The following is a 23,577-nucleotide window of genomic DNA, read 5'->3' as shown; positions in this document are numbered from 1 at the left end:
CCGCGGCCAGCGCGGCGAGCAGTGCCGCCTTGCCACCGGGACCGGCGCAGCCGTCGAGCCAGCGCTCGTCGCGGCCGTCCAGCGGAGCGTTGGCCAGGGCGACCGCGACGAGCTGGCTGCCCTCGTCCTGGACTCCTGCCCGCCCCTCCCGTACGGCCTCGATGGCACCGGGCTCGCCACCCTCGGCCAGCCGCACGGCATAGGGCGACCAGCGTCCCGGCAGCCCCGGCTCCTCGCCGAGCGCCTCGAGCAGTTCATCGGTCGTGGAACGCCCCGGCCGGGCGACGAGGGTCACCTCGGGCCGCTCGTTGTCGGCCTCCAGCAGGTCCTCGATCCCGGCGCGCCCGCCGCCGAGCGAGTCCCACAGCGCGGAGACGATCCACCGCGGATGCGAGTGCACCACGGCCAGATGGTCCTCGGCGTCCTTGTCGTACGGCGGCGCGACCCGCTCCAGCCAGGTGTCGAGGTCGTCCTGCGCGATCTTCCGCAGGACGGCGTTGACGAACCTCGCCCGCCCGTCGCCGAGCACCACCCTGGCCAGCTCCACACTCGCCGAGACCGCGGCATGCGACGGGATCCGCGTGCCGAGCAGCTGGTGCGCACCGAGCGCGAGCACATCGAGCACCGGCGGGTCGACCTCGCGCAACGGACGGTCGATACAGGTCGCGATGATCGCGTCGTACGTACCCTGGCGGCGCAGCGTCCCGTACACCAGCTCGGTGGCGAGCGCCGCGTCCCGCCCGTCGAAGTCGTCCTTCTCCCTGGCCTTCTTCAGCAGCGGCGGCAGTACGAGATTCGCGTACGCGTCCCGCTCGTCGACGGCCCGCAGCGCCTCGAAGGCGAGGATCCGCACAGGATCCTTCTTGGGGCGTCGGTACGGCTTCGGGGGACGGCGATGTGCCTGCTCGTTCAAAGGTGCTCCGCGATGGAAAGGGCCGAACCCCTCCCAGCTGAGAGGGCCGAACCCTCTCAGCCTACGTCCGCGGCTCCCAGCCGCTCGCCCGGGGCGATCCGCACCCCGCGCGCCCAGTCGGCGGCGCGCATCGGCTTCTTGCCCTGCGGCTGGACCCAGAGCAGCTCGACGGCGTGCGATCCGGTGCCGACGTACACGTTGTTCTTGCCCGCCGAGAGCCGGCCGGCCATGAGGTCCGTGCGGTCCGGCAGCAGCGCCGCCTGGATCAGCTTGAGCCGCTCGCCGCGGAAGAGGGTCCAGGCACCGGGAGCGGGTGTGCAGCCGCGTACGAGGCGGTCGATGCGGAGCGCCGGATCCTTCCAGTCCACGTGGGCGTGCTCGACGTTGATCTTCGGCGCGAGCGAGATGCCGTCGGCCGGCTGCGGCACGGCCTGCAGGGTGCCGTCCTCGATACCGTCCATGGTCGCGGCGAGCAGCCCGGCGCCGGCGAAGGCGAGCCGGGTGAGCAGATCGCCACTGGTGTCGGTGGACCGCACCTGCTCGGTGATCACCCCGTACACCGGACCCGAGTCCAGCCCTTCCTCGATCAGGAAGGTCGAGGCGCCGGTCACCTCGTCACCGGCGATGACGGCGTGCTGGACGGGTGCGGCGCCGCGCCACGCGGGCAGCAGCGAGAAGTGCAGATTGACCCAGCCGCGTGCCGGCACGTCCAGCGCCACCTTCGGCAGCAGCGCGCCGTAGGCGACGACCGGGCAGCAGTCGGGCGCGATCCCGCGCAGCCGCGCCAGGAACTCCTCGTCCCGCGGCTTGACCGGCTTGAGCACCTCGATCCCGGCCTCCTCGGCCCGCTGGGCGACCGGACTGGCGACCAGACGGCGCCCGCGCCCGGCGGGAGCGTCCGGCCTGGTGACAACGGCCGCCACTTCGTGCCGGTCGGAGGCGATCAATGCGTCCAGGGCGGGTACGGCGACCTCGGGGGTGCCTGCGAAGACGAGCTTCATCGGTGGCTGACTGCCTCTCAGGCTGGTACGTGCAGGTAGCTGGTGTGCATGCGGTCACGAGCAGCACACCAGTCTATGGGGCGGGGCAGCAGGGGGCGTACGGAGGACTGTGCGCCCCGCGCATACGCGCATACGCCCCTGCCCCGTGACCACATCGCCGGGTTGAGCGTTGGTCAAGAGAGATTGACCGAAACGGGACGCCAGGATGCGCCCGACCCCTTTTCAACGCCGGTTCGAGAGGCTTGTCAATGGCCGACCACGCAACCCACGACGCCCAAGCCCGGGCAAGCCTGCATCTCCTGGTGCGGGACATCGAGCGGGTCCGCCGGCAGGTGGACGCTCTGCGCACGCTCACCGCCCAGCTGGGCAATGTCTACCGCCCGCGCCGCTCCGGCCCGTCCACTGGCTTTGTCGTCTACGGCAGAGCCCCGGCTCCGACCGTCCGTCTTGCGCAGGAGCTGCGGGACAGCGTCGAGACTCTGGTGACTGCCGCGGTGGACTTCGACCGTTCGCTGGGCTTCTCGTGGGACGCGGTGGGCTCGGCGCTCGGGGTCACCAAACAGGCGGTGCACCGCCGTTACGGCGCGCGGCGGGCCGCGTCGCAGCAGGCGGGTCCCGCCGATGTGGACCACGGTGCGGAGACGGCCACGACCCGCACCCTGACGGTCCCGGGGCTGCCGGCCGTGCCCGCCGCCCGTGCGATGCCGCCGCAGCCGACGGGCAGCAGCCAATCCCTCCGCGAGGAGGCCCGCCCGAGCGCCTTCCCCGGCCCGCGCAACGGCTGACCTTCCCGCCCGGCTGCCCCGCCCTTGTCGGGGCGGGGCAGCCGCTTCCTGTACGGGGCAGACCCCGCTGCAGGGGTCTTCCTGCCGCATGGGACTTCCTGCCGTCAGCCTCAGCCGATGTCCGGCGGGTCGATTCTGATCCGTACCGGCTCGCTGCCGCCGCGCGCCATCCTGGCCGCCTGGGCGGTCTTCAGTGCGGCGGCGAGCGCCGCGCCACTGCCCGGCGGGACCCTCAGCAACACCCGTTCCCACACCTCACCGACCGGGGGGTCGCCCGGCCTGCGGGGCCTGCCCGGGTCGGCGGCCGGCACCGGGACCGGGCCCAGCACCTCGGCGTCGCCCGGCAGTGCGGCCGTCGCGACGAAGGCGGCGATCGCCTCCGCCTTGCCGGTCACCGCGGCCATCCGCGACACCGGCGGGAATCCCAGCTCGGCACGCTCGGCGAGCTCGCGCTGCGCGTGCCCCACCGGGTCCCAACGCACCAGCGCCTGCACGGGCCGAAGTGTCGGCTCGGCAACGATCACCACAGTGCCGCCCTCGCCCTGCCCTCGCACCAGCGAGGCGGCGTCTATCCAGCGCCGCAGCGCATCCTCGCCCGACCGCAGGTCGGGCCGCCCGAGCATCGCCCAGCCGTCGAGGAGCAGCGCCGCCGCGTATCCGCCGTCCGCGACGGGCTCGGCGCCGGGCGTGCTCACCACCAGCGCCGGGCGCCCCGGCACGGTGTCCAGCACATGGTCCCGGCCCGATGTGCGCACCTGGACGGCGGGAAAGGCCCGCCCTAGCTCCTCCGCCGTGCGCCGTGCGCCGACGATCTGGGCACGCAGCTTCGTACTCCCGCAGGCGACACAGTGCCAGTGCGGCGCACCGCGCCCGCACCAGCCGCACGTCAGATCGCCCGCGCCCGGCGCTTCCAGCGGCCCTGAGCAGTGCCGGCACCGGGCGGGCGTCCGGCAGCGCTCGCACGCCAGCCTCGGCACATAGCCCCGCCTCGGCACCTGCACCAGCACCGGTCCGCTCTTCAGCCCGTCCCGCACGGTCCGCCAGGCCAGACTGGGCAGCCGCGCGGCCCGCGCCGCCTCGTCCCGCGCCAGCTCACCGTCCCCGACGGTACGCACCAAGGGCGTGGCACTGCGCACCTGCTCCCGGTCGGCGATCAGCGGCAGTGCCCACCCGCTCGCCACCAGCTGGGCCGCCTCCACCGTGCAGCTCGTACTCCCCAGCAGAAAGCCGCACGAGTCGTGCGCGGCGCGCAGCTCGAGCACCTCGCGCACATGCGGGAAGGGTGCGTTCTCATCGCTGTGGCTCGAGTCTCCGTCGTCCCAGATCGCGACGAGTCCGAGATCCTGCACGGGAGCGAACATCGCGGCCCGGGTGCCGACGACGGCCCGCACCGACCCCCGGCGCACGGCGAGCCACTGCCGGTACCGCTTCTCGGGCCCGGACTCGGCGGTCAGCACCGCATGCCGGCCCTCCCCCAGCAGCGCGGTCAGCGCGGCATCGACCCGCGCCGCGCGCCGCCCGTCGGGCACCACCACCAGCGCACCCCGCCCGGAGGCGAGTGTCGCCGCGACGGCCCGCGCCAGCTCGTCCGACCACTGCGGCCCGGGCAGTGCGGTCCACACGGCCCGCGGCGCGCCACCACTCGCGAGTGCCTCCAGAAACGCCACCCCACGCCCGTACCGCCCCCAGGTGGCGGCCTCCGGCGAGGCCGGCGGCGACAGCGGCTCCGGCGAGGGCTTCGCCTCGGCCCGTCCGTTCCTGGGCGGGACGGCGAGCTGCAGCACGTCCGCCAGGCTCCCGGCGTACCGATCGGCGACCGCGCGGGCGAGAGCGAGCATCTCCGGGCTGAGCACCGGCTCGGGCGAGACCACATAGGCGAGCGCCGCGAGCGCTCCCGCGTAGTCGGATTCCGCGCGCCGCTCGATGAGGAACCCGTCGATCAGCCCGCCGCCCTCACGCCGACCGTCCCGCACCCGATGCGCCCCGGCCCCGAACCGGACGCGCACCCGCACTCCGGGCTGCGCGTCCGCGTCCAGTTCCTCGGGCACGGCGTAGTCGAAGTACTGGTCGAGATGGAGCACGCCTTTGTTGACCATGACCCGCGCCACGGGCAATTCCTTGGCAAGCGCGGCCCCACGCCAGGTCCGCGGCTTGGCCCTGGGCACCTTGGCCCTGCGCACGGTCTCCCGGATGAGCGCAAGCTGCTCCGGCCCACCGTCGGCGGGCTCCTCGGGCTGCTTGTTGTCGCTGCTCACAGCCAAATTCCTACCAGACGCCACTGACAGTCCCGACCGCCGGAACCTCACACGAACGACGGCCCGGAAGTACGAACAACGGCCCCGGACCATAGCGGTCCGGGGCCGTCACACGGGCGTTGTGGCTTACGAGGCCTTACAGCCCCGCGGCCGTGCGCAGCGCGTCGACGCGGTCGGTGCGCTCCCACGTGAAGTCCGCCAGCTCGCGGCCGAAGTGGCCGTACGCCGCGGTCTGGGCGTAGATCGGGCGCAGCAGGTCCAGGTCGCGGATGATCGCGGCCGGGCGGAGGTCGAAGACCTCGGTGATGGCCTGCTCGATCTTGTCGACCTCGAGCGTGGCCGTGCCGAAGGTCTCCACGAAGAGTCCGACCGGCTCGGCCTTGCCGATGGCGTACGCGACCTGGACCTCGCAGCGCGCGGCGAGACCGGCGGCCACCACGTTCTTGGCGACCCAGCGCATCGCGTACGCGGCGCTGCGGTCCACCTTGGACGGGTCCTTGCCGGAGAACGCGCCGCCACCGTGGCGTGCCATGCCGCCGTACGTGTCAATGATGATCTTCCGGCCGGTGAGACCGGCGTCACCCATCGGGCCACCGATCTCGAACCGGCCGGTCGGGTTGACCAGCAGCCGGTAGCCGTCGGTGTCCAGCTTGATGCCGTCCTCGATGAGCTCCTTCAGCACATGCTCGACGACGAACTCGCGGATGTCGGGAGCGAGCAGCGAGTCCAGGTCGATGTCGGACGCGTGCTGCGAGGAGACGACCACGGTGTCCAGGCGCACGGCCTTGTCGCCGTCGTACTCGATGGTGACCTGGGTCTTGCCGTCGGGGCGCAGGTAGGGGATGGTCCCGTTCTTGCGGACCTCGGAGAGGCGGCGGGACAGCCGGTGCGCCAGGTGGATCGGCAGCGGCATCAGCGCGGGCGTCTCGTCGCAGGCGTAGCCGAACATCAGGCCCTGGTCGCCGGCGCCCTGCTTGTCGAGCTCGTCCTCGTCGCCCTCGACGCGCTTCTCGTACGCGGTGTCGACGCCCTGCGCGATGTCCGGCGACTGCGAGCCGATGGAGACCGAGACGCCGCAGGACGCGCCGTCGAAGCCCTTCTTCGAGGAGTCGTAACCGATCTCGAGGATCTTGTTCCGCACGAGTGTGGGGATGTCGGCGTACGCCTTGGTGGTCACCTCACCGGCCACATGCACCAGACCGGTGGTGATCAAGGTCTCCACGGCGACCCGGGAGGTCGGGTCCTCCCGCAGAAGGGCGTCGAGAATGGTGTCGCTGATCTGGTCAGCGATCTTGTCGGGGTGACCCTCGGTCACGGACTCCGAGGTGAAGAGACGGCGGGACACATCGCTCCCTGGGGTTGCAGCGGCTGCTGGCTGATCATTTTTGGACCGGCCGGGGGGCTGCGCCCCGCGACGTTCCACGAGCAGTTTATCGGTCGCCCTCCCCCGCCGGACCACCCGTCTCGCTCCGTGGGAGCCCTGTCACCTGTGAGGTGACATGAATATGTAGGCCGATCGGCCCCAATCCGCGAGCGTTGTGCCGCATTTCATGGGGTTTCGTACATCCGCCGAGGCGATTCCAAGAATTCATCCGAGTCGTGGAACGACGAGGTCCCACAGCGTGTCCGCGAGAGACTCCTTGGGCCCGTGAGGCACCGGCGTCTCACCGCCGTCCGCGGCGAGCACCACGGCTTCGTTCTCCTCGGAGCCGAAGGTCTTGCCCTCCCCCACCTCATTGACCACAAGCAGGTCGCAGCCCTTGCGGCGAAGCTTGTCGCGGCCGTTGGCGAGGACGTCGTCGGTTTCCGCCGCGAAGCCGACGATCACCTGGGCGGGGCGGGCCCGCTCGACGGAGATCTCGGCGAGGATGTCCGGATTGCGGACCAGTGCGATGGGTGCGGGCTCCTGGCCGTCCTTCTTCTTGATCTTGCCTTCGGCGTAGGCCGAGGGGCGGAAGTCCGCGACAGCCGCTGCCATCACCACGGCGTCGGCGTCCGCCGCCGCCTTGAGCACGGCCTCGCGCAACTGGACCGCCGTACCGACGTGGACCACGTCGACACCCGCGGGGTCCGGCATTCCGGTATTCGCCTCGATGAGCGTGACCCTGGCGCCGCGGGCCACCGCGGTGCGCGCCAGCGCGTACCCCTGCTTGCCGGAGGAGCGGTTCCCCAGGTAGCGGACCGGGTCGAGCGGCTCGCGTGTCCCGCCCGCGCTGACGACCACATGCCGGCCGGCGAGATCCGGGGCGGCGACACCGCGGGCGAGCACCCGGCGGCATGCCTCGAAGATCTCACCGGGATCCGGGAGCCGGCCCTTGCCGGTGTCCACTCCGGTGAGCCGCCCCACGGCCGGCTCGATCACGACGGCTCCGCGGCGGCGCAGCGTCGCCACGTTCTCCTGGGTGGCCGGGTGCTCCCACATCTCGGTGTGCATCGCGGGCGCGAAGACGACCGGGCAGCGTGCGGTCAGGAGCGTATTGGTGAGCAGGTCGTCGGCGAGGCCGTGCGCCGCCTTCGCGAGCATGTCGGCGGTGGCGGGCGCGACGACGACCAGATCGGCGTGCTGTCCGATCCGTACATGCGGAACCTCGTGGACGTCGGACCAGACCTCGGTCGAGACGGGGTTGCCGGAGAGCGCCGACCAGGTTGCCGCGCCGACGAAGTGCAGCGCCGACGCGGTCGGCACCACCCGTACGTCGTGACCCGACTCGGTCAGCTTCCGCAGCAGCTCGCACGCCTTGTACGCGGCGATGCCTCCGCTGACCCCCAGAACGACCTTCGGCTTGTCCACTGACACTGCTGCGTCTCCCCGCATTCGGATGCGTACCTCCCCATGACACACCACAGGCCCGGCGGACACTCCCCCCTCGCTAGCGCTGGGAGGTGCCCCCTGCCGGGCCTGTCGTGAAGGAACAGATAGTGCCTACTGAGCCGGGCCCTCAATGGCCTCCGAGGTCAGCAGACCCGCGTTGATCTCACGCAGGGCGATCGAGAGCGGCTTCTCGTGGACGTGGGTGTCCACCAGCGGACCGACGTACTCGAGCAGACCCTCACCGAGCTGCGAGTAGTACGCGTTGATCTGACGCGCGCGCTTGGCCGCGTAGATCACGAGGCTGTACTTCGAGTCAGTGGCCTCGAGCAGCTCGTCGATCGGCGGGTTGATGATGCCCTCGGGCGCAGTGATGGAAGAGGACACGCTAGGCCTTCCGAAGAACGTGCAAAATGTTCGGACAAAGATCAAACACTGAAGGATTCCGGGGGCCCACGGCGTCAGCCGCTGATGGTCAGCTCCCGGAAGACAGCTGCATCAAGGCTAGCAGCTCACGCGCCACGTCCTCGACGGAGGTGTTGACCAGGGTGGTATCGAACTCCGACTCGGCGGCCAGCTCGACCTTCGCGGCCGCCAGCCGGCGCTCGATGACCTCGGGAGACTCGGTGCCGCGGCCGGTGAGCCGCCGGACCAGCTCGTCCCAGCTCGGCGGGGCCAGGAAGACCAACTGCGATTCCGGCATGGACTCCTTGACCTGCCGCGCGCCCTGGAGATCGATCTCCAGCAGCACGGGCTCGCCCGCCTCGATTCGCTCGAGGACCGCACGGCGCGGTGTGCCGTAGCGATGACCCGCGAACTCGGCCCATTCCAGCAGCTCGCCATTGGCGATCAGCTTGTCGAACTCCCCGTCGGTGACGAAGAAGTACTGAACGCCGTGACGCTCGCCGGGGCGCGGCTTTCTTGTGGTGGCCGACACCGAGAGCCATACCTCGGGGTGGACCTTGCGCATATGGGCGACGACCGTGCTCTTGCCGACCCCGGAGGGGCCGGAGAGCACGGTCAGCCGCGGATGTACCTCTGCTGCCATGCAGCGATTATCCAGGTTCCCGGGAGTGCCCGGGAACGTCAGGCGGCACCGCCGCCGAACTCGCGCTCAAGAGACGCGATCTGGTTGGAGCCGAGACCACGCACACGGCGGCTCTCGGAGATGCCGAGCCGTTCCATGATCTGCTTGGCGCGGACTTTGCCCACGCCAGGCAGGGACTCAAGAAGAGCGGAGACCTTCATCTTGCCGATGACGTCGTTCTCCTGGCCCTGCTTGATGACCTCATGGAGCGAGGCGCCGGAGTGCTTGAGTCGATTCTTGACCTCGGCCCGCTCCCGGCGAGCCGCGGCGGCCTTTTCGAGCGCGGCTGCGCGCTGTTCAGGGGTAAGGGGCGGAAGAGCCACGCCTACGTCACCTCGGATGTCGAACTGTCGGATACGGACCGGTGAGGAACCTAATCGCCCCACACCAGGCGAGCAACGAGCGACGCAATGCACCTGCGCTGCACGTTTGCTCTTCGACGGAGACTAGCGGCCATGGCCGCTCCAGTCAGCGAGAACAGACGAAAAGTCCTGGTCAGCATCGACCGACTAGGACATTTCCGACATAACGACCGACTTTTCGGCCGAGATTCTGTCATTGGGCCGGCTGCGGAGCTTTCCGTCGGTGCCCGGGCACGACCTGCGGCCCCACCTGGGACCGCGCCCGTGGTCGCTCCTGCGCCCGACCGACCGAACCGAAAAGGACCCGGCCCCGCGATGTCCCGGCCTCAGGCGCCGGCGACCGCCGACCGCACCTCGTCCGCGAAGCGTGTCGCCGACTCGCGCAGGGCCGCCACGTCCGGGCCGTGCCGCAGCACACCACGGCTCACGCTCGGGACGACATTGCCCACCGCCGCGCCGAAGACGCCGGGAAGGTCCGCGGGCGTCGCGCCCTGGGCGCCGATGCCGGGGGCGAGCAGCGGGCCGTTGATGTCGAGGTTCACACCGGCGTCTCCCAGCGTCGCTCCGACCACCGCGCCGACCGAGCCGAGCGGCTCGGCGCCCGCGTTCTCGGCCGCCATGTGGTCGAGCATGAGCTGGGCCAGCGAGCGGCCGTCCGCGGTCGTGGAGCGCTGGACCTCCGCGCCCTCCGGGTTCGAGGTGAGGGCCAGCACGAAGACACCCGCACCGGAGACAGCCGCCGCGTCCAGCGCCGGGCGCAGCGAGCCGAAGCCGAGATACGGGGAGACGGTCACGGCGTCCGAGAAGAGCGGCGAGTCCTTGTCGAGGTAGGTCGCCGCGTACGCGCCCATCGTCGAGCCGATGTCTCCGCGCTTGGCGTCCATCAGGACCAGCGCACCCGCGGCACGCGCCTCCTCGACCGCCTTCTCCAGCACGGCGATCCCGCGCGAGCCGAAGCGCTCGAAGAACGCGGACTGCGGCTTGAGCACGGCGACCCGGTCGGCCAGCGCCTCCACGACGGTGCGCGTGAAGCGCTCGAGGCCGGCGATGTCGTCGTTCAGGCCCCACGCGGTCAGCAGGGACCCGTGCGGGTCGATGCCGACGCAGAGCGGTCCGCGGGTGTCCATGGCGTGGCGCAGGCGTGCGCCGAAGGGCGCCGTGGTCTGGAGGGTCATGCGGTGGCCTTTCGGGTCTCGGCGCCGACAGCGTCGGCGAGCGTGTCGTACGGGCCGGCCGCGAGCCGCGCCGCCAGGCCCTTGTGGATGGCGCGGGCGTAGAAGGGCCCCTCGTAGATGAACGCGCTGTAGCCCTGGACCAGCGTGGCGCCCGCCAGGATCCGCTGCCACGCGTCCTCGGCGTTCTCGATGCCCCCGACGCCCACAAGCGTGATCCGGTCGCCCACGCGCGCGTACAGCCGCCGCAGGACCTCCAGCGAGCGGTCCTTCACAGGCGCGCCGGACAGGCCTCCGGCCTCCTTGACCAGCTCGGGGTCGGACTTCAGGCCCAGGCCGTCCCGCGCGATCGTCGTGTTGGTGGCGATGATGCCGTCGAGGCCGAGCTCGAGGGCCAGGTCCGCGACCGCGTCGACATCCTCGTCCGCGAGATCCGGCGCGATCTTGACGAGGAGCGGGACACGACGGTCCGGCACACTCCGGTCGGCGGCCTCGCGTACGGCGGTGAGCAGCGGGCGCAGCGACTCGGTCGCCTGGAGGTTGCGCAGTCCCGGCGTGTTCGGCGACGAGACGTTGACGACCAGGTAGTCGGCGTGGCGCGCGAGTCGCTCGGTGGAGGTCACGTAGTCGCCCACGGCCTCCGCCTCCGGCACGACCTTGGTCTTGCCGATGTTGACGCCGACCGTGGTCGCGAAGACCGCCCTGCGGGCGCCCAGGCGCTCCGCCACGGCCGCGGAGCCCTCGTTGTTGAAGCCCATGCGGTTGATCAGCGCACGGTCCGGTACGAGCCGGAAGAGCCGCTTCTTGGGATTGCCGGGCTGCGGCTGCGCGGTGACCGTGCCGATCTCGATGTGGTCGAAGCCGAGCATCGACATGCCGTCGATGGCGACGGCGTTCTTGTCGAAGCCGGCGGCGAGGCCGAAGGGACCGTGCATCCGCAGGCCCAGCGCCTCGGTGCGCAGCTCCTTGTAGCGGGGCGCGAATGCCGCCGCGACGAACGTCCGCAGTACGGGGATGCGGACCGCGAGGCGGATCCAGCGGAAGGCCAGGTAGTGGGCCTCCTCCGGATCCATTCGCTTGAAGACCAGGTTGAAGAAGAGCTTGTACATGAAGGCGTCCTCACGCTCTGTTCTCTGGGGTGACACCCCAGACCCCGAGAGGGGACACCGTTCCCGGTGTCCCCTCCCCGATTGCCTGCCCGCTACCGGTCCGCGGGGACTGCTAGTCGCGGGCCGCGTTCAGGTGTTCCGCGTGCTCCTGGAGCGAACGGACGCCCACACCTCCGTGGTTGAGCGCGTCGATGCCCTGCACGGCGGCGGCGAGCGCCTGGACGGTCGTCAGGCACGGTACGGAGCGCGCCACGGCCGCAGTACGGATGTCGTAGCCGTCGAGGCGGCCGCCGGTGCCGTACGGGGTGTTGACGATGAGGTCGACTTCGCCGTCGTGGATCAGCTGGACGATGGTCCGCTCGCCGTTCGGGCCCTCACCCTCGCTCTGCTTGCGCACGACGGTGGCGTTGATGCCGTTGCGCTTGAGCACCTCGGCAGTGCCGGACGTGGCGAGCAGCTCGAAGCCGTGGGCAACCAGCTCACGTGCCGGGAAGATCATCGAGCGCTTGTCGCGGTTGGCGACCGAGATGAAGGCGCGGCCCTTTGTGGGCAGCGGCCCGTAGGCGCCGGCCTGCGACTTGGCGTACGCCGTGCCGAAGACCGAGTCGATGCCCATGACCTCGCCGGTGGAACGCATCTCCGGGCCGAGGACGGTGTCGACGCCGCGGCCGTGGATGTCGCGGAAGCGCGACCACGGCATCACGGCCTCCTTGACGGAGATCGGAGCGTCCATCGGGAGAGTGCCGCCGTCGCCGTTCGCGGGCAGCATGCCTTCCGCGCGCAGTTCGGCGATGGTCGCGCCGAGCGAGATGCGGGCGGCGGCCTTGGCCAGCGGCACCGCGGTCGCCTTGGAGGTGAAGGGGACCGTGCGCGAGGCACGCGGGTTGGCCTCGAGTACGTACAGGATGTCGCCGGCCATCGCGAACTGGATGTTGATGAGTCCGCGGACGCCGACGCCCTTGGCGATGGCCTCGGTCGAGGCCCTCAGCCGCTTGATGTCGAAGCCGCCCAGCGTGATCGGGGGCAGTGCGCACGCCGAGTCGCCGGAGTGGATCCCGGCCTCCTCGATGTGCTCCATCACGCCGCCGAGGTAGAGCTCGGTGCCGTCGTAGAGCGCGTCGACGTCGATCTCGATCGCGTCGTCGAGGAAGCGGTCGACCAGGACCGGGCGGGTGGGGCTGATCTCGGTGGACTCGGCGATGTACGACTCGAGACGCGCCTCTTCGTACACGATCTCCATGCCGCGCCCGCCCAGCACGTACGACGGGCGTACGAGGACGGGGTAGCCGATCTCGTCGGCGATGGCCTTGGCCCCGGCGAAGGTGGTCGCGGTGCCGTGCTTGGGGGCCGGGAGGCCGGCCTCGGCGAGTACCTGGCCGAAGGCGCCGCGGTCCTCGGCGGAGTGGATGGCCTCGGGCGAGGTGCCGACGATCGGCACGCCGTTGTCCTTGAGCGCCTGCGCGAGACCCAGCGGGGTCTGGCCGCCGAGCTGGACGATGACGCCCGCGATCGGCCCGGCCTGGGACTCCACGTGCACGATCTCCAGGACGTCCTCCAGGGTGAGCGGCTCGAAGTACAGCCGGTCCGAGGTGTCGTAGTCGGTGGAGACGGTCTCGGGGTTGCAGTTGACCATCACGGTCTCGTAGCCGGCGTCGCTCAGGGCGAAGGAGGCGTGGACACAGGAGTAGTCGAACTCGATGCCCTGGCCGATGCGGTTCGGACCCGAGCCGAGGATGATCACGGCGGGCTTCTCGCGCGGCGCGACCTCGCTCTCCTCGTCGTACGAGGAGTAGAAGTACGGCGTGTTGGCGGCGAATTCGGCGGCGCAGGTGTCGACCGTCTTGTAGACCGGGCGGATGCCGAGCGCGTGCCGGACCTCGCGTACGACGTCCTCGCGCAGGCCGCGGATCTCGGCGATCTGGGCGTCGGAGAAACCGTGGCGCTTGGCCTCGGCGAGCAGCTCGGGGTCGAGCTTCTCGGCGGCGGCGAGGTCGTCCGCGTGCTCCTTGATCAGGAAGAGCTGGTCGACGAACCACGGGTCGATCTTCGTCGCCTCGAAGACCTCCTCGGGCGTGGCGCCCGCGCGGATGGCCTGCATGACGGTGTTGATCCGGCCGTCGGTGGGGACCTGGGCGGTGAGCAGCAGCTGCGCCTTGTCGCCGGGCTCACCGGTGAAGGAGAACTGCGAGCCCTTCTTCTCCAGCGAACGCAGCGCCTTGTTGAGCGCCTCGGTGAAGTTCCGGCCGATCGCCATGGCCTCGCCCACCGACTTCATGGTGGTGGTGAGGGTCGCGTCGGCGGAGGGGAACTTCTCGAAGGCGAAGCGCGGCACCTTGACCACGACGTAGTCGAGCGTGGGCTCGAAGGACGCCGGGGTCTTCTCCGTGATGTCGTTGGGGATCTCGTCGAGGGTGTAGCCGACGGCGAGCCGGGCGGCGATCTTGGCGATCGGGAAGCCGGTGGCCTTCGACGCGAGAGCGGAGGAGCGCGAGACGCGCGGGTTCATCTCGATGACGATGATCCGGCCGTCGTCGGGATTGACGGCGAACTGGATGTTGCAGCCGCCGGTGTCGACGCCGACCTCGCGGATGATCGCGATACCGATGTCGCGCAGCCGCTGGTACTCGCGGTCGGTGAGCGTCATCGAGGGGGCGACGGTGATGGAGTCGCCGGTGTGCACGCCCATCGGGTCGAAGTTCTCGATGGAGCAGACGACCACGACGTTGTCGTGCTTGTCGCGCATCAGCTCCAGCTCGTACTCCTTCCAGCCGAGGATGGACTCCTCCAGGAGCACCTCGGTGGTCGGGGAGAGCGTGAGACCCTGTCCGGCGATCCGGCGCAGCTCGTCCTCGTTGTGGGCGAAGCCGGAGCCCGCGCCGCCCATGGTGAAGGACGGGCGGACGACGACGGGGTAGCCGCCGAGCTCATCGACGCCCTTGATCACGTCGTCCATGGAGTGGCAGATGACGGAGCGGGCGGACTCGCCGTGGCCGATCTTGGCGTTGACGGCCTCGACCACGCCCTTGAACAGGTCGCGGTCCTCGCCCTTGTTGATGGCCTCGACGTTGGCGCCGATCAGCTCGACGCCGTACTTCTCCAGCACACCCTGCTCGTGCATGGAGATCGCGGTGTTGAGCGCGGTCTGGCCGCCGAGGGTCGGCAGCAGCGCGTCGGGGCGCTCCTTGGCGATGATCTTCTCGACGAACTCGGGCGTGATCGGCTCGACGTAGGTGGCGTCGGCGATCTCCGGGTCGGTCATGATCGTCGCCGGGTTGGAGTTCACCAGGATGACCCGCAGGCCCTCGGACTTGAGGACGCGGCAGGCCTGGGTGCCGGAGTAGTCGAACTCGGCGGCCTGGCCGATGACGATCGGGCCGGAGCCGATGACCAGGACGGACTGGATATCGGAGCGCTTAGGCACGCTGGCCCTCCATCAGGGATACGAAGCGGTCGAAGAGGTACGCGGCGTCGTGCGGGCCGGCGGCCGCCTCGGGGTGGTACTGGACGCTGAAGGCCGGCCGGTCGAGCAGCCGCAGGCCCTCGACCACGTTGTCGTTGAGGCAGACGTGGGAGACCTCGGCGCGGCCGTAGGGGGTGTCGGAGACCGTGTCGAGCGGAGCGTCGACGGCGAAGCCGTGGTTGTGCGCGGTGACCTCGACCTTGCCGGTGGAGCGGTCCTGCACGGGCTGGTTGATGCCGCGGTGGCCGTACTTCAGCTTGTACGTGCCGAAGCCGAGCGAGCGGCCGAGCAGCTGGTTGCCGAAGCAGATGCCGAAGAGCGGCGTCCTGCGCTCGAGTACGCCCTTGACGACGGTCAGATCGGCGGTGGCCGGGTCGCCGGGGCCGTTGGAGAGGAACACGCCGTCGGGGTTGACCGCGTACACCTCCTCGACCGTGGCGGTGGCGGGCAGGACGTGCACCTCGATGCCGCGCTCGGCCATGCGGTGCGGGGTCATGCCCTTGATGCCGAGGTCTATGGCGGCGACGGTGAACTTCTTGGTGCCGATCGCCGGGACGACGTACGTCCGGTCCGTCGCGACCTCGGCGGAGAGATTCGCGCCCTTCATCCCAGGGGCTTCCTGCACCCGGGCCAGCAGTGCGGTCTCGTCGGCGAGAGAGTCGCCCGAGAAGATGCCGACGCGCATCGCGCCGCGCTCACGCAGATGGCGGGTGAGCGCGCGGGTGTCGATGCCGCTGATGCCGACCACGCCCTGGGCGACGAGCTCGTCGTCCAGGGAGCGCCGGGAGCGCCAGTTGGAGGGCACGCGCGCGGGGTCGCGTACGACATAGCCCGCGACCCAGATCCGCCGGGACTCGTCGTCCTCGTCGTTGACGCCGGTGTTCCCGACGTGCGGGGCGGTCATCACGACGACCTGGCGGTGGTACGACGGGTCGGTGAGGGTCTCCTGGTAGCCGGTCATGCCGGTGTTGAACACCGCCTCGCCGAAGGTCTCCCCCACGGCACCGTAGGCGCGGCCGCGGAACATGCGGCCGTCCTCCAGGACGAGTACGGCGGGAGACACCCCTGGCCTCTTCGAGGCGTGCCCCGGATTGGAGGTCGTCATCGTGCGGTGCCTTCCGTCGTGTTGATCATGTTGTTGATGGATTCGACCCAGCCGGTGTGCTCGGCCGAGCGGTCGGCGCGGAACCCGGAGTCGATCAGCTTGTCCCCGTGCGCCCAGGTGACGACGAGGAGTCCGCCCTCGGTGAGGACCTTGCCCGCGATGCCCTTGTCGAGCCTGGCCTCGCGCAACTGCGCTGCCGGGATGAAGAAGTCGGGCGCGCCGGGGCGTACGACGTCCAGGCCCGCGTCGGTGAGCGTGAGTTCCACGCGGCTGCGGGCGCCCAGGCCGTGGGCCACGATCCGGTCGAGCCACTGTCCGGCGGTCGTGGAGCCGTGGTAGCGGCCGCTCATGGTCGCTGTCGCCTCGCCCGGCGACTCGGGCGCGGTGGGCAGCTCGGGCAGATCGGACTGGAGACTGCCGCGCCACTTCCATCCCTGGCGCATCAGCCAGTAGACGAAGGCGATGAAGAGCAGCAGGCCGACGACCCAGCCTGCGCGGGCGGCCCAGTCGGTGACTTCCGCCGACTTCTGCTCGGCGGCGTACTGGATGAGAGATGTCACGCGAGATTCCCGTCGACGACCGTTGCCCGACCCCTCAGGAAGGTGTGGGTGACGCGTCCGGGCAGCTCGCGCCCCTCGTAGGGGGTGTTGCGGCTGCGGGACGCGAAGCCCGCGGGGTCCACCACTCCACGGTATGCCGGATCGACGAGCGTGAGGTTTGCGGGCTCACCTGCCGAGACCGGCCTTCCGTGGCCCTCCAGGCGGCCGATCTGAGCGGGCCGGAAGGACATCCGGTCCGCGACGCCGGCCCAGTCGATGAGGCCGGTGTCGACCATCGTCTGCTGAACGACGGAGAGCGCGGTCTCCAGGCCCACCATGCCCATGGCGGCCGCGGCCCACTCGCAGTCCTTGTCCTCGTGCGGGTGCGGGGCGTGGTCGGTGGCGACGCAGTCGATGGTGCCGTCGGCGAGAGCCTCACGCAGGGCCAGGACATCGGCCTCGGTGCGCAGCGGCGGGTTCACCTTGTAGACGGGGTTGTACGAGCGTACGAGCTCATCCGTGAGCAGCAGGTGGTGCGGGGTCACCTCGGCGGTGACGTTCCAGCCCTTGGACTTGGCCCAGCGGACGATCTCGACGGAGCCGGCCGTGGAGAGGTGGCAGATGTGCACCCGGGAACCGACGTGGGCGGCGAGAAGGACATCGCGCGCGATGATCGACTCCTCGGCGACGGCCGGCCATCCGCCGAGGCCGAGCTCGGCGGAGACGACGCCCTCGTTCATCTGGGCGCCCTCGGTGAGGCGGGGCTCCTGGGCGTGCTGGGCCACGACGCCGTCGAAGGCCTTCACGTACTCCAGCGCGCGGCGCATGATCACCGCGTCGTCGACGCACTTGCCGTCGTCGGAGAAGACCTTCACGCCGGCGGCGGAGTCGTTCATCGCGCCGAGTTCGGCGAGCTTCTTGCCCTCGAGGCCGACGGTGACGGCGCCGATGGGCTGCACGTCGCAGTAGCCGGACTCCTTGCCGAGGCGGTACACCTGCTCGACGACACCGGCGGTGTCGGCGACCGGGAAGGTGTTGGCCATGGCGTGCACGGCGGTGAAACCGCCGACAGCGGCCGCCTTGGTGCCGGTGAGGACGGTCTCGGAGTCCTCGCGGCCCGGCTCACGCAGGTGGGTGTGCAGGTCGACGAGGCCCGGCAGCAGGATCTGCCCCTCGGCCTCGACAACGGTCGCACCGTCCGCGCTCAGCCCGGTGCCGACCTGCGCGATGGTCTCGCCGTCGATCAGGACGTCCCGCGCCTCGCCGCCCAGGACCTTCGCGCCACGGATAAGAATCTTGCTCATGGTTACTTGCTCTCCTCGGTGCGCGCGTGGGTGGGGCTGACGGCGGGCTCGTTGCCGCCCAGAAGCAGATACAGGACGGCCATGCGGGTCGAGACGCCGTTGGCGACCTGCTCGACGGCCGTACAGCGGTCGGAGTCGGCGACCTGGGCGGTGATCTCCATGCCGCGGTTCATCGGTCCGGGGTGCATCACGATGGCGTGTTCGGGCATCCGGGCCATGCGGTCGCCGTCCAGGCCGTAGCGGCGCGAGTACTCGCGCTCGGTCGGGAAGAAAGCGGCGTTCATCCGCTCGCGCTGCACCCGGAGCATCATCACGGCGTCGGACTTCGGCAGCACCTCGTCCAGGTTGTACGAGACCTCGCACGGCCAGCTCTCGACACCGATCGGCACCAGGGTGGGCGGGGCGACCAGGGTGACCTGGGCGCCGAGGGTGTTGAGCAGCAGGACGTTGGAGCGGGCCACCCGGCTGTGCAGCACGTCGCCGACGATCGTGATGCGGCGCCCCGCGAGGTCACGCCCTATCCCGGCATCCGGGCCGACCAGGCGGCGGCGCATGGTGAAGGCGTCGAGCAGCGCCTGGGTGGGGTGTTCGTGGGTGCCGTCGCCGGCGTTGACGACCGCGCCGTCGATCCAGCCGGAGGTGGCGAGCCGGTAGGGGGCTCCGGAGGCGCCGTGCCGGATGACGACGGCGTCCGCGCCCATCGCCTCCAGCGTCAGCGCGGTGTCCTTGAGGGACTCGCCCTTGGAGACCGATGACCCCTTGGCGGAGAAGTTGATCACGTCGGCGGAGAGCCGCTTGGCAGCGGCCTCGAAGGAGATCCGGGTCCGGGTCGAGTCCTCGAAGAAGAGGTTGACGACGGTACGGCCGCGCAGGGTCGGCAGCTTCTTGATCGGCCGGTCCGCGACCCGGGCCATCTCCTCGGCGGTGTCGAGGACGAGAACGGCGTCGTCGCGGGTGAGGTCGGCGGCCGAGATGAGGTGACGCTTCATCTGGGTGTGCTCCGTTGTCTGGAAGTCGTGGGTCCGGGGGCCGGCGCGGAGCCGCCAGGGGATGCGGCCCCGGACAGCACAGCGGCATGCGGGCGCGCGGGTGGCACGTCCGTACGAGGGTTCACAGGGGCGTACGGAGCGGTGCTACTGCTCGCCGGCCGGGGCGGTCTCGTGCACACCGAGCAGCACGGTGTCGCGACCGTCCTCCTCGGCGAGCTGAACCTTGACCGTCTCCCGCAGCGACGTGGGGAGGTTCTTGCCGACGTAGTCGGCGCGGATGGGGAGTTCGCGGTGGCCGCGGTCGACCAGGACAGCGAGCTGCACGGCGCGCGGCCGGCCGATGTCGCCCAGCGCGTCGAGCGCGGCGCGGATGGTGCGGCCGGAGAAGAGCACGTCGTCGACGAGGACGACCAGCCGGTCGTCGACGCCGTCACCGGGGATCTCGGTGCGCGCCAGCGTGCGGGCGGGCCGCATACGCAGGTCGTCGCGGTACATGGTGATGTCGAGGGAGCCGACCGGAATCTTCCGGCCGGTGATCTCTTCGAGCTTGTCGGCCAGCCGGCGGGCGAGGAACACACCGCGGGTCGGAATGCCGAGAAGCACCACGTCGTCGGCGCCTTTCGCGCGTTCGACGATCTCGTGGGCGATGCGGGTCAGTACCCGCGCGATGTCGGGAGCCTCGAGAACGGGGCGTGCCACACCGGAACTGTCGTGCGTGTCCATATGAAACGGACCTCCTTCTCCGCCTCACGGGACGGACCTTAAAGGACGTCGGAATTACGCCATACACGTTACCAGGGCCTTGCGCCGCCCCGGCTCCCGACCCTCGTCCCGCCCCGGGCGGGACCCGGCGCGGACCATTCGGCTTGACGAGTCCAAGTAACGCTGCGTAACCTCACAGTGAGTGACCAGCCGCGCGGCGGAGCCGCACGTCGACACAGTGTCCGGGGAGCTATATGTCCAGCGAATACGCAAAACAGCTCGGGGCCAAGCTCCGCGCCATCCGCACCCAGCAGGGGCTTTCCCTCCACGGCGTGGAGGAGAAGTCCCAGGGCCGCTGGAAGGCCGTCGTGGTCGGCTCGTACGAGCGTGGCGACCGTGCCGTGACCGTGCAGCGCCTCGCCGAGCTGGCGGACTTCTACGGCGTCCCTGTGCAGGAACTCCTTCCTGGCACCACGCCGGGCGGGGCCGCCGAGCCGCCGCCGAAGCTCGTCCTGGACCTGGAGCGCCTGGCCCACGTCCCGCAGGAGAAGGCCGGCCCTCTCCAGCGGTACGCCGCCACGATCCAGTCCCAGCGCGGCGACTACAACGGCAAGGTGCTGTCGATCCGCCAGGACGACCTGCGCACCCTCGCGGTCATCTACGACCAGTCGCCGTCGGTCCTGACCGAGCAGCTCATCAGCTGGGGCGTGCTCGACGCGGACGCGCGGCGCGCGGTCGGGCATGAAGAGGGCTGACGCCACTTCAGGAGAAACGTCACCTCGGAGGGCGAACCCGGTTGTTCCGGGTTCGCCCTCCGGTGCGTTTCGGGCCTCATCGCCGGGCGTTTTGGGCCTCATCCCCGGCATCAGCCACCGCGGCGGAAAATGCACCGGGCCCGTGGCCGAGGACTCATCGTCTTCGGCCACGGGCCCGGTGAAGGCGGTTGCGCCCTAGTCGCGGCGCAGACTCGGCTTGAGGTCCTTGAAGCGGCCGAGCAGGCCGTTCACGAACGACGGGGACTCTTCGGTGGAGAACTCCTTGGCGAGTTGCACCGCCTCGTCGATCACCACCGCGTCCGGGGTCTCGTCCACCCACACCAGCTCGTACGCCCCGAGCCGGATGATGTTCCGGTCGACGACCGGCATCCGGTCGAGCGTCCAGCCGACCGAGTAGGTGGCGATGAGGTCGTCGATCCGGTCCGCGTACTCCGCGTACCCCTCGACCAGCTCCATCGTGTATTCGCCGACCGGCGGCTGCCGATCATCGGTCCGCGCGTGCCGCATCCAGTCCGCGAGGACCGTCTGCACGGAGGCACCGCGCTGGTCGGCCTCGAAGAGGATCTGGAAGGCGCGCTTACGGGCCTTGTTCCGGGCAGCCACGGTTAGCTGTTCACCCGGCCGAGGTACTCACCGGAGCGGGTGTCGACCTTGATCTTCTCACCGGTGGTGATGAAGAGCGGGACGCCGATCTCAAAACCGGTCTCCAGCGTGGCCGGCTTGGAGCCGCCGGTGGAGCGGTCGCCCTGGACGCCCGGCTCGGTGTGCTGGATGACCAGCTCGACGGCGGCCGGCAGCTCGACGTAGAGCACCTCGCCCTCGTGCGTGGCGACGCTGGCCGTGAAGCCCTCGATCAGGTAGTTGGCGGCGTCACCGACAGACTTGCGGTCGACCATCAGCTGGTCGTACGTCTGCATGTCCATGAAGACGAAGTACTCGCCGTCCATGTACGAGAACTGCATGTCGCGGCGGTCGACGGTGGCCGTCTCGACCTTCACGCCGGCGTTGAACGTCTTGTCGACGACCTTGCCGGAGAGCACGTTCTTGAGCTTGGTGCGCACGAAAGCAGGGCCCTTGCCGGGCTTGACGTGCTGGAACTCGACGACGGACCAGAGCTGGCCTCCGTCGAGCTTGAGCACCATGCCGTTCTTGAGGTCGTTCGTGGAAGCCACGGTTGCGGAATCTCCTGGACTGACGCTGGTGGACGACCGAGGAAGCGCGCTGCAGCGAAGCTAGAGCGCGAGCAGCTCCTTGGTCGTGATGGTGAGTAGCTCGGGTCCGCCGTCCGCCTCCTGGCGTACGACGAGCGTGTCATCGATCCGGACACCGCCCCGGCCCGGGAGGTGGACCCCCGGTTCGACGGTGACCGGCACACAAGCGTCCAGTTTACCCATGGCCGCAGGGGCCAGCTGCGGGTCCTCGTCGATTTCGAGCCCGACACCGTGCCCGGTGAGCGGCGCGAGGCCCTCGCCATGGCCAGCAGAGTCCAGGATCTGCCGGGTCGCACGGTCCACATCGCGGTACGCGGCGCCCGGCACCAGGGACTCCCGGCCGGCCCGCTGAGCGGCGAAGACAAGGTCGTACAGCTCGATCTGCCAGTCCGCCGGGGTCGTCCCGATCACAAACGTACGGCCGATCTCGCACCGGTAGCCGCGGTAGTTGGCACCGACGCAGACGGAGAGAAAATCGCCCTCCTCGACCCGGCGGTCGGAGGGCCGGTGGCCGCCCAGCCCGGAGTTGGGCCCGGTGGCCACCGAGGTCGCGAAGGCCGGGCCGTCGGCGCCGTGGTCGACGAGCCGGCGCTCCAGCTCCAGCGCGAGATGCCGCTCGGTGCGGCCCACCAGGATCGACTCCAGGAGTTCGCCGAGGGCTTGGTCGGTGATCTCCGCCGCGATCCGCAGACAGGCGATCTCCTCCTCGTCCTTGACGAGGCGCTGCTGCTCGACGGCGAGACCGAGGTCGGCGAGGCGCAGCCGGGGCGCCACCGAGCCCATCGCCCGGTGTCTGGCGATGGTCAGATGGTGTTCCTCGACGGCCAGCGACTCCATCCCGGCCGTCCTGGCCAGCTCTGCGGCCGCGACCGCCGGATCACCGGCCGAGGTCGACAGGACGGTCAGCCGCAGCTGCTCATCAGGACGGCCGTCGGCGGGATCGCCAGTGGGCGTACGGGGGCAGAGCAGGACGTCTTCGCCCGGGCCGAGCAGCAGTACCGCGCCGGGCGGCGCTCCGCCCGCGAGATAACGGACATTGGCGGGGCGGGACACCAGTGCCCCGGGGCTGCCGGTCGCCGCGCACCGGTCACGCAGCCTGCCGCGGCGGAACCCATACACCTCTGACATGCCACGAGCCTACGAGCGTCGGCCCGGCCCGGCCCGGTCAGCGCGTCCGACCGGGGTGCGCACGCGGGTGCGCGGCCTACCAGTTCGGCGGGCTGGCGATGGAACGGGCGAGCACGTCGTCGAGGACCCGGGCCGTCGTCTCCACGTCGTACTTGGAGTTGTCGATGATCGGCAGCCCCGATCCGTACCAGCCGGCCATCCGGCCGTGGATGCTCGCGACTTCCTCGTCCGAGAGACGGCGGTTTCCGCTGCGCTCGGCGTTGCGCTCCAGGACGATCTCGAGGCCCGGGAGCAGGACGACGGGCAGCAGACCGGGGCCGACATGACGCTTCCAGCCGCCGAGGCCGACGACGGGACGGTCGGGGAAGACCGCGTCGTCGAGGATGCAGGAGATCCCGTTGGCCAGGAAGTTGCGGGCGGCGAAGCCGCAGGTGCGGCGGGCGAGGCGGTACTGGGCCTCGGAGTGGTCGTTCCAGCCGGACTGCGGGTCGGCGAAGCCGGAGCAGACCCATTCGCGGACATCATCGAGGCTGATGTGTGCGGTGGGAACACGGCGTCCGGCCGCCCAGTGGCGGGCCACGGTCGTCTTCCCGGCGCCCGCAGGGCCGATCAGCAGGACGGCGAGGGTGGTCGCGCCGGTGCCGATTTCGGCGGGCAGCGGGGCGGGTATGGGAACCGGCCCACCGGGCGGCAGCGGCACGTGCCCCGTCGCGTCGCGGGACGGCGGCGCGGAGGCGTGCTGAGGGGCGGGACTCGTCCAGCCCGGGGAGGGATGACCGCCATGCGGCTGGGGAGGCCCTGCGGGAGCCGCGGGACGCCCGCCCTGCGGCCGGCCCTGCGGCGGCGGAGGACCGGCGGGAGCCGCGGGAC

The 23,577-nt window shown here is 70.5% G+C and carries 22 protein-coding genes; 2 read left to right on the top strand and 20 right to left on the bottom strand.

Going from position 1 to position 23,577, the window contains the following annotated elements:
- Window positions 1-913 (bottom strand): transcription antitermination factor NusB (locus tag ACWDZ6_RS31900; RefSeq protein ID WP_451505603.1); only part of this gene is annotated, 913 nt, incomplete at its 3' end.
- A 56-nt stretch (window positions 914-969) separates the two neighbouring features.
- The gene (gene fmt, locus ACWDZ6_RS31895; protein WP_451505602.1) at window positions 970-1,914 is read right to left on the bottom strand and encodes a methionyl-tRNA formyltransferase; all 945 of its coding nucleotides are present in this window, start codon (window positions 1,912-1,914) and stop codon (window positions 970-972) included.
- Between the two features lie 248 nt (window positions 1,915-2,162).
- Here fmt and ACWDZ6_RS31890 point away from each other — a divergent pair, with 248 nt between their 5' ends.
- Window positions 2,163-2,699, top strand: a complete 537-nt coding sequence (locus ACWDZ6_RS31890; RefSeq protein WP_326648566.1) for a hypothetical protein — start codon at window positions 2,163-2,165, stop codon at window positions 2,697-2,699.
- A 110-nt stretch (window positions 2,700-2,809) separates the two neighbouring features.
- Here the strand turns inward: ACWDZ6_RS31890 and ACWDZ6_RS31885 are convergent, their stop codons facing one another.
- The 14 genes from ACWDZ6_RS31885 to pyrR form a co-directional block, all read right to left on the bottom strand.
- Window positions 2,810-4,954, bottom strand: a complete 2,145-nt coding sequence (locus ACWDZ6_RS31885) for a primosomal protein N' (RefSeq protein WP_451505601.1) — start codon at window positions 4,952-4,954, stop codon at window positions 2,810-2,812.
- A gap of 136 nt (window positions 4,955-5,090) precedes the next feature.
- Window positions 5,091-6,299 carry a methionine adenosyltransferase gene (metK, locus tag ACWDZ6_RS31880; RefSeq protein ID WP_366732527.1) on the bottom strand — a complete coding sequence of 403 codons (1,209 nt, stop codon included), beginning with the start codon at window positions 6,297-6,299 and terminating at the stop codon, window positions 5,091-5,093.
- Between the two features lie 243 nt (window positions 6,300-6,542).
- Complete coding sequence (gene coaBC / locus ACWDZ6_RS31875; RefSeq protein WP_451505604.1) at window positions 6,543-7,745, bottom strand: bifunctional phosphopantothenoylcysteine decarboxylase/phosphopantothenate--cysteine ligase CoaBC; 1,203 nt, start codon at window positions 7,743-7,745, stop codon at window positions 6,543-6,545.
- Window positions 7,746-7,877: 132 nt separating this feature from the next.
- On the bottom strand, window positions 7,878-8,150 hold the full coding sequence (gene rpoZ, locus ACWDZ6_RS31870) for a DNA-directed RNA polymerase subunit omega (protein WP_005319902.1): 273 nt from the start codon (window positions 8,148-8,150) through the stop codon (window positions 7,878-7,880).
- Between the two features lie 88 nt (window positions 8,151-8,238).
- Complete coding sequence (gene gmk / locus ACWDZ6_RS31865) at window positions 8,239-8,811, bottom strand: guanylate kinase (RefSeq protein WP_366732526.1); 573 nt, start codon at window positions 8,809-8,811, stop codon at window positions 8,239-8,241.
- 38 nt (window positions 8,812-8,849) lie between these two features.
- Entirely contained in the window at window positions 8,850-9,173 is a 324-nt protein-coding gene (locus ACWDZ6_RS31860) for an integration host factor (protein WP_005319887.1), read from the bottom strand.
- A gap of 365 nt (window positions 9,174-9,538) precedes the next feature.
- Window positions 9,539-10,387, bottom strand: a complete 849-nt coding sequence (gene pyrF, locus ACWDZ6_RS31855; protein WP_366732525.1) for an orotidine-5'-phosphate decarboxylase — start codon at window positions 10,385-10,387, stop codon at window positions 9,539-9,541.
- A complete protein-coding gene (locus tag ACWDZ6_RS31850) occupies window positions 10,384-11,493 on the bottom strand; it encodes a quinone-dependent dihydroorotate dehydrogenase (protein WP_351456175.1) in 1,110 nt (369 codons plus the stop codon). Before ACWDZ6_RS31850 ends, pyrF begins: the two co-directional genes overlap by 4 nt.
- A gap of 112 nt (window positions 11,494-11,605) precedes the next feature.
- Window positions 11,606-14,914, bottom strand: a complete 3,309-nt coding sequence (carB, locus tag ACWDZ6_RS31845; protein WP_451505600.1) for a carbamoyl-phosphate synthase large subunit — start codon at window positions 14,912-14,914, stop codon at window positions 11,606-11,608.
- Entirely contained in the window at window positions 14,907-16,058 is a 1,152-nt protein-coding gene (gene carA, locus ACWDZ6_RS31840) for a glutamine-hydrolyzing carbamoyl-phosphate synthase small subunit (RefSeq protein ID WP_451505599.1), read from the bottom strand. The genes carB and carA overlap by 8 nt, the downstream gene beginning before the upstream one ends.
- Window positions 16,055-16,618 (bottom strand): PH-like domain-containing protein, encoded by a 564-nt coding sequence (locus ACWDZ6_RS31835; protein ID WP_451505598.1) that lies wholly within the window; start codon window positions 16,616-16,618, stop codon window positions 16,055-16,057. The genes carA and ACWDZ6_RS31835 overlap by 4 nt, the downstream gene beginning before the upstream one ends.
- Window positions 16,615-17,901 carry a dihydroorotase gene (locus tag ACWDZ6_RS31830; RefSeq protein WP_451505597.1) on the bottom strand — a complete coding sequence of 429 codons (1,287 nt, stop codon included), beginning with the start codon at window positions 17,899-17,901 and terminating at the stop codon, window positions 16,615-16,617. Before ACWDZ6_RS31830 ends, ACWDZ6_RS31835 begins: the two co-directional genes overlap by 4 nt.
- 2 nt (window positions 17,902-17,903) lie before the next feature.
- Entirely contained in the window at window positions 17,904-18,890 is a 987-nt protein-coding gene (locus ACWDZ6_RS31825) for an aspartate carbamoyltransferase catalytic subunit (protein ID WP_451505596.1), read from the bottom strand.
- Between the two features lie 144 nt (window positions 18,891-19,034).
- A complete protein-coding gene (gene pyrR / locus ACWDZ6_RS31820) occupies window positions 19,035-19,613 on the bottom strand; it encodes a bifunctional pyr operon transcriptional regulator/uracil phosphoribosyltransferase PyrR (RefSeq protein ID WP_326648580.1) in 579 nt (192 codons plus the stop codon).
- Between the two features lie 233 nt (window positions 19,614-19,846).
- Between pyrR and bldD the strand changes: the two genes are divergently transcribed.
- Entirely contained in the window at window positions 19,847-20,347 is a 501-nt protein-coding gene (gene bldD / locus ACWDZ6_RS31815; protein WP_326648581.1) for a transcriptional regulator BldD, read from the top strand.
- Between the two features lie 195 nt (window positions 20,348-20,542).
- On the opposite strand, the gene nusB is transcribed toward bldD, so the two are convergent.
- The 4 genes from nusB to ACWDZ6_RS31795 form a co-directional block, all read right to left on the bottom strand.
- Window positions 20,543-20,971: a transcription antitermination factor NusB gene (nusB, locus tag ACWDZ6_RS31810; RefSeq protein WP_351456679.1), complete on the bottom strand. Its 429-nt coding sequence runs from the start codon at window positions 20,969-20,971 to the stop codon at window positions 20,543-20,545.
- A gap of 2 nt (window positions 20,972-20,973) precedes the next feature.
- A complete protein-coding gene (gene efp / locus ACWDZ6_RS31805; protein ID WP_326648583.1) occupies window positions 20,974-21,540 on the bottom strand; it encodes an elongation factor P in 567 nt (188 codons plus the stop codon).
- 60 nt (window positions 21,541-21,600) lie between these two features.
- On the bottom strand, window positions 21,601-22,707 hold the full coding sequence (locus ACWDZ6_RS31800; RefSeq protein ID WP_451505595.1) for an aminopeptidase P family protein: 1,107 nt from the start codon (window positions 22,705-22,707) through the stop codon (window positions 21,601-21,603).
- Window positions 22,708-22,783: 76 nt separating this feature from the next.
- Window positions 22,784-23,577: AAA family ATPase (locus tag ACWDZ6_RS31795; protein WP_451505594.1), on the bottom strand; the 794-nt coding region annotated here is incomplete at its 5' end.

Source organism: Streptomyces sp. NPDC002926 (assembly GCF_053591755.1).
Note: the sequence above shows the minus strand (reverse complement) of the source record. Positions and strands in the feature narration are given on the sequence as shown.

What these genes read in the sequence shown, in the direction of transcription:
- fmt (WP_451505602.1), bottom strand. Translation starts at nt 1,914, where the DNA reads ATGAAGCTCGTCTTCGCAGGCACCCCCGAGGTCGCCGTACCCGCCCTG.
- ACWDZ6_RS31890 (WP_326648566.1), top strand. Translation starts at nt 2,163, where the DNA reads ATGGCCGACCACGCAACCCACGACGCCCAAGCCCGGGCAAGCCTGCAT.
- gmk (WP_366732526.1), bottom strand. Translation starts at nt 8,811, where the DNA reads ATGGCAGCAGAGGTACATCCGCGGCTGACCGTGCTCTCCGGCCCCTCC.
- pyrF (WP_366732525.1), bottom strand. Translation starts at nt 10,387, where the DNA reads ATGACCCTCCAGACCACGGCGCCCTTCGGCGCACGCCTGCGCCACGCC.
- ACWDZ6_RS31850 (WP_351456175.1), bottom strand. Translation starts at nt 11,493, where the DNA reads ATGTACAAGCTCTTCTTCAACCTGGTCTTCAAGCGAATGGATCCGGAG.
- carA (WP_451505599.1), bottom strand. Translation starts at nt 16,058, where the DNA reads ATGACGACCTCCAATCCGGGGCACGCCTCGAAGAGGCCAGGGGTGTCT.
- ACWDZ6_RS31830 (WP_451505597.1), bottom strand. Translation starts at nt 17,901, where the DNA reads ATGAGCAAGATTCTTATCCGTGGCGCGAAGGTCCTGGGCGGCGAGGCG.
- ACWDZ6_RS31825 (WP_451505596.1), bottom strand. Translation starts at nt 18,890, where the DNA reads ATGAAGCGTCACCTCATCTCGGCCGCCGACCTCACCCGCGACGACGCC.
- pyrR (WP_326648580.1), bottom strand. Translation starts at nt 19,613, where the DNA reads ATGGACACGCACGACAGTTCCGGTGTGGCACGCCCCGTTCTCGAGGCT.
- bldD (WP_326648581.1), top strand. Translation starts at nt 19,847, where the DNA reads ATGTCCAGCGAATACGCAAAACAGCTCGGGGCCAAGCTCCGCGCCATC.
- ACWDZ6_RS31800 (WP_451505595.1), bottom strand. Translation starts at nt 22,707, where the DNA reads ATGTCAGAGGTGTATGGGTTCCGCCGCGGCAGGCTGCGTGACCGGTGC.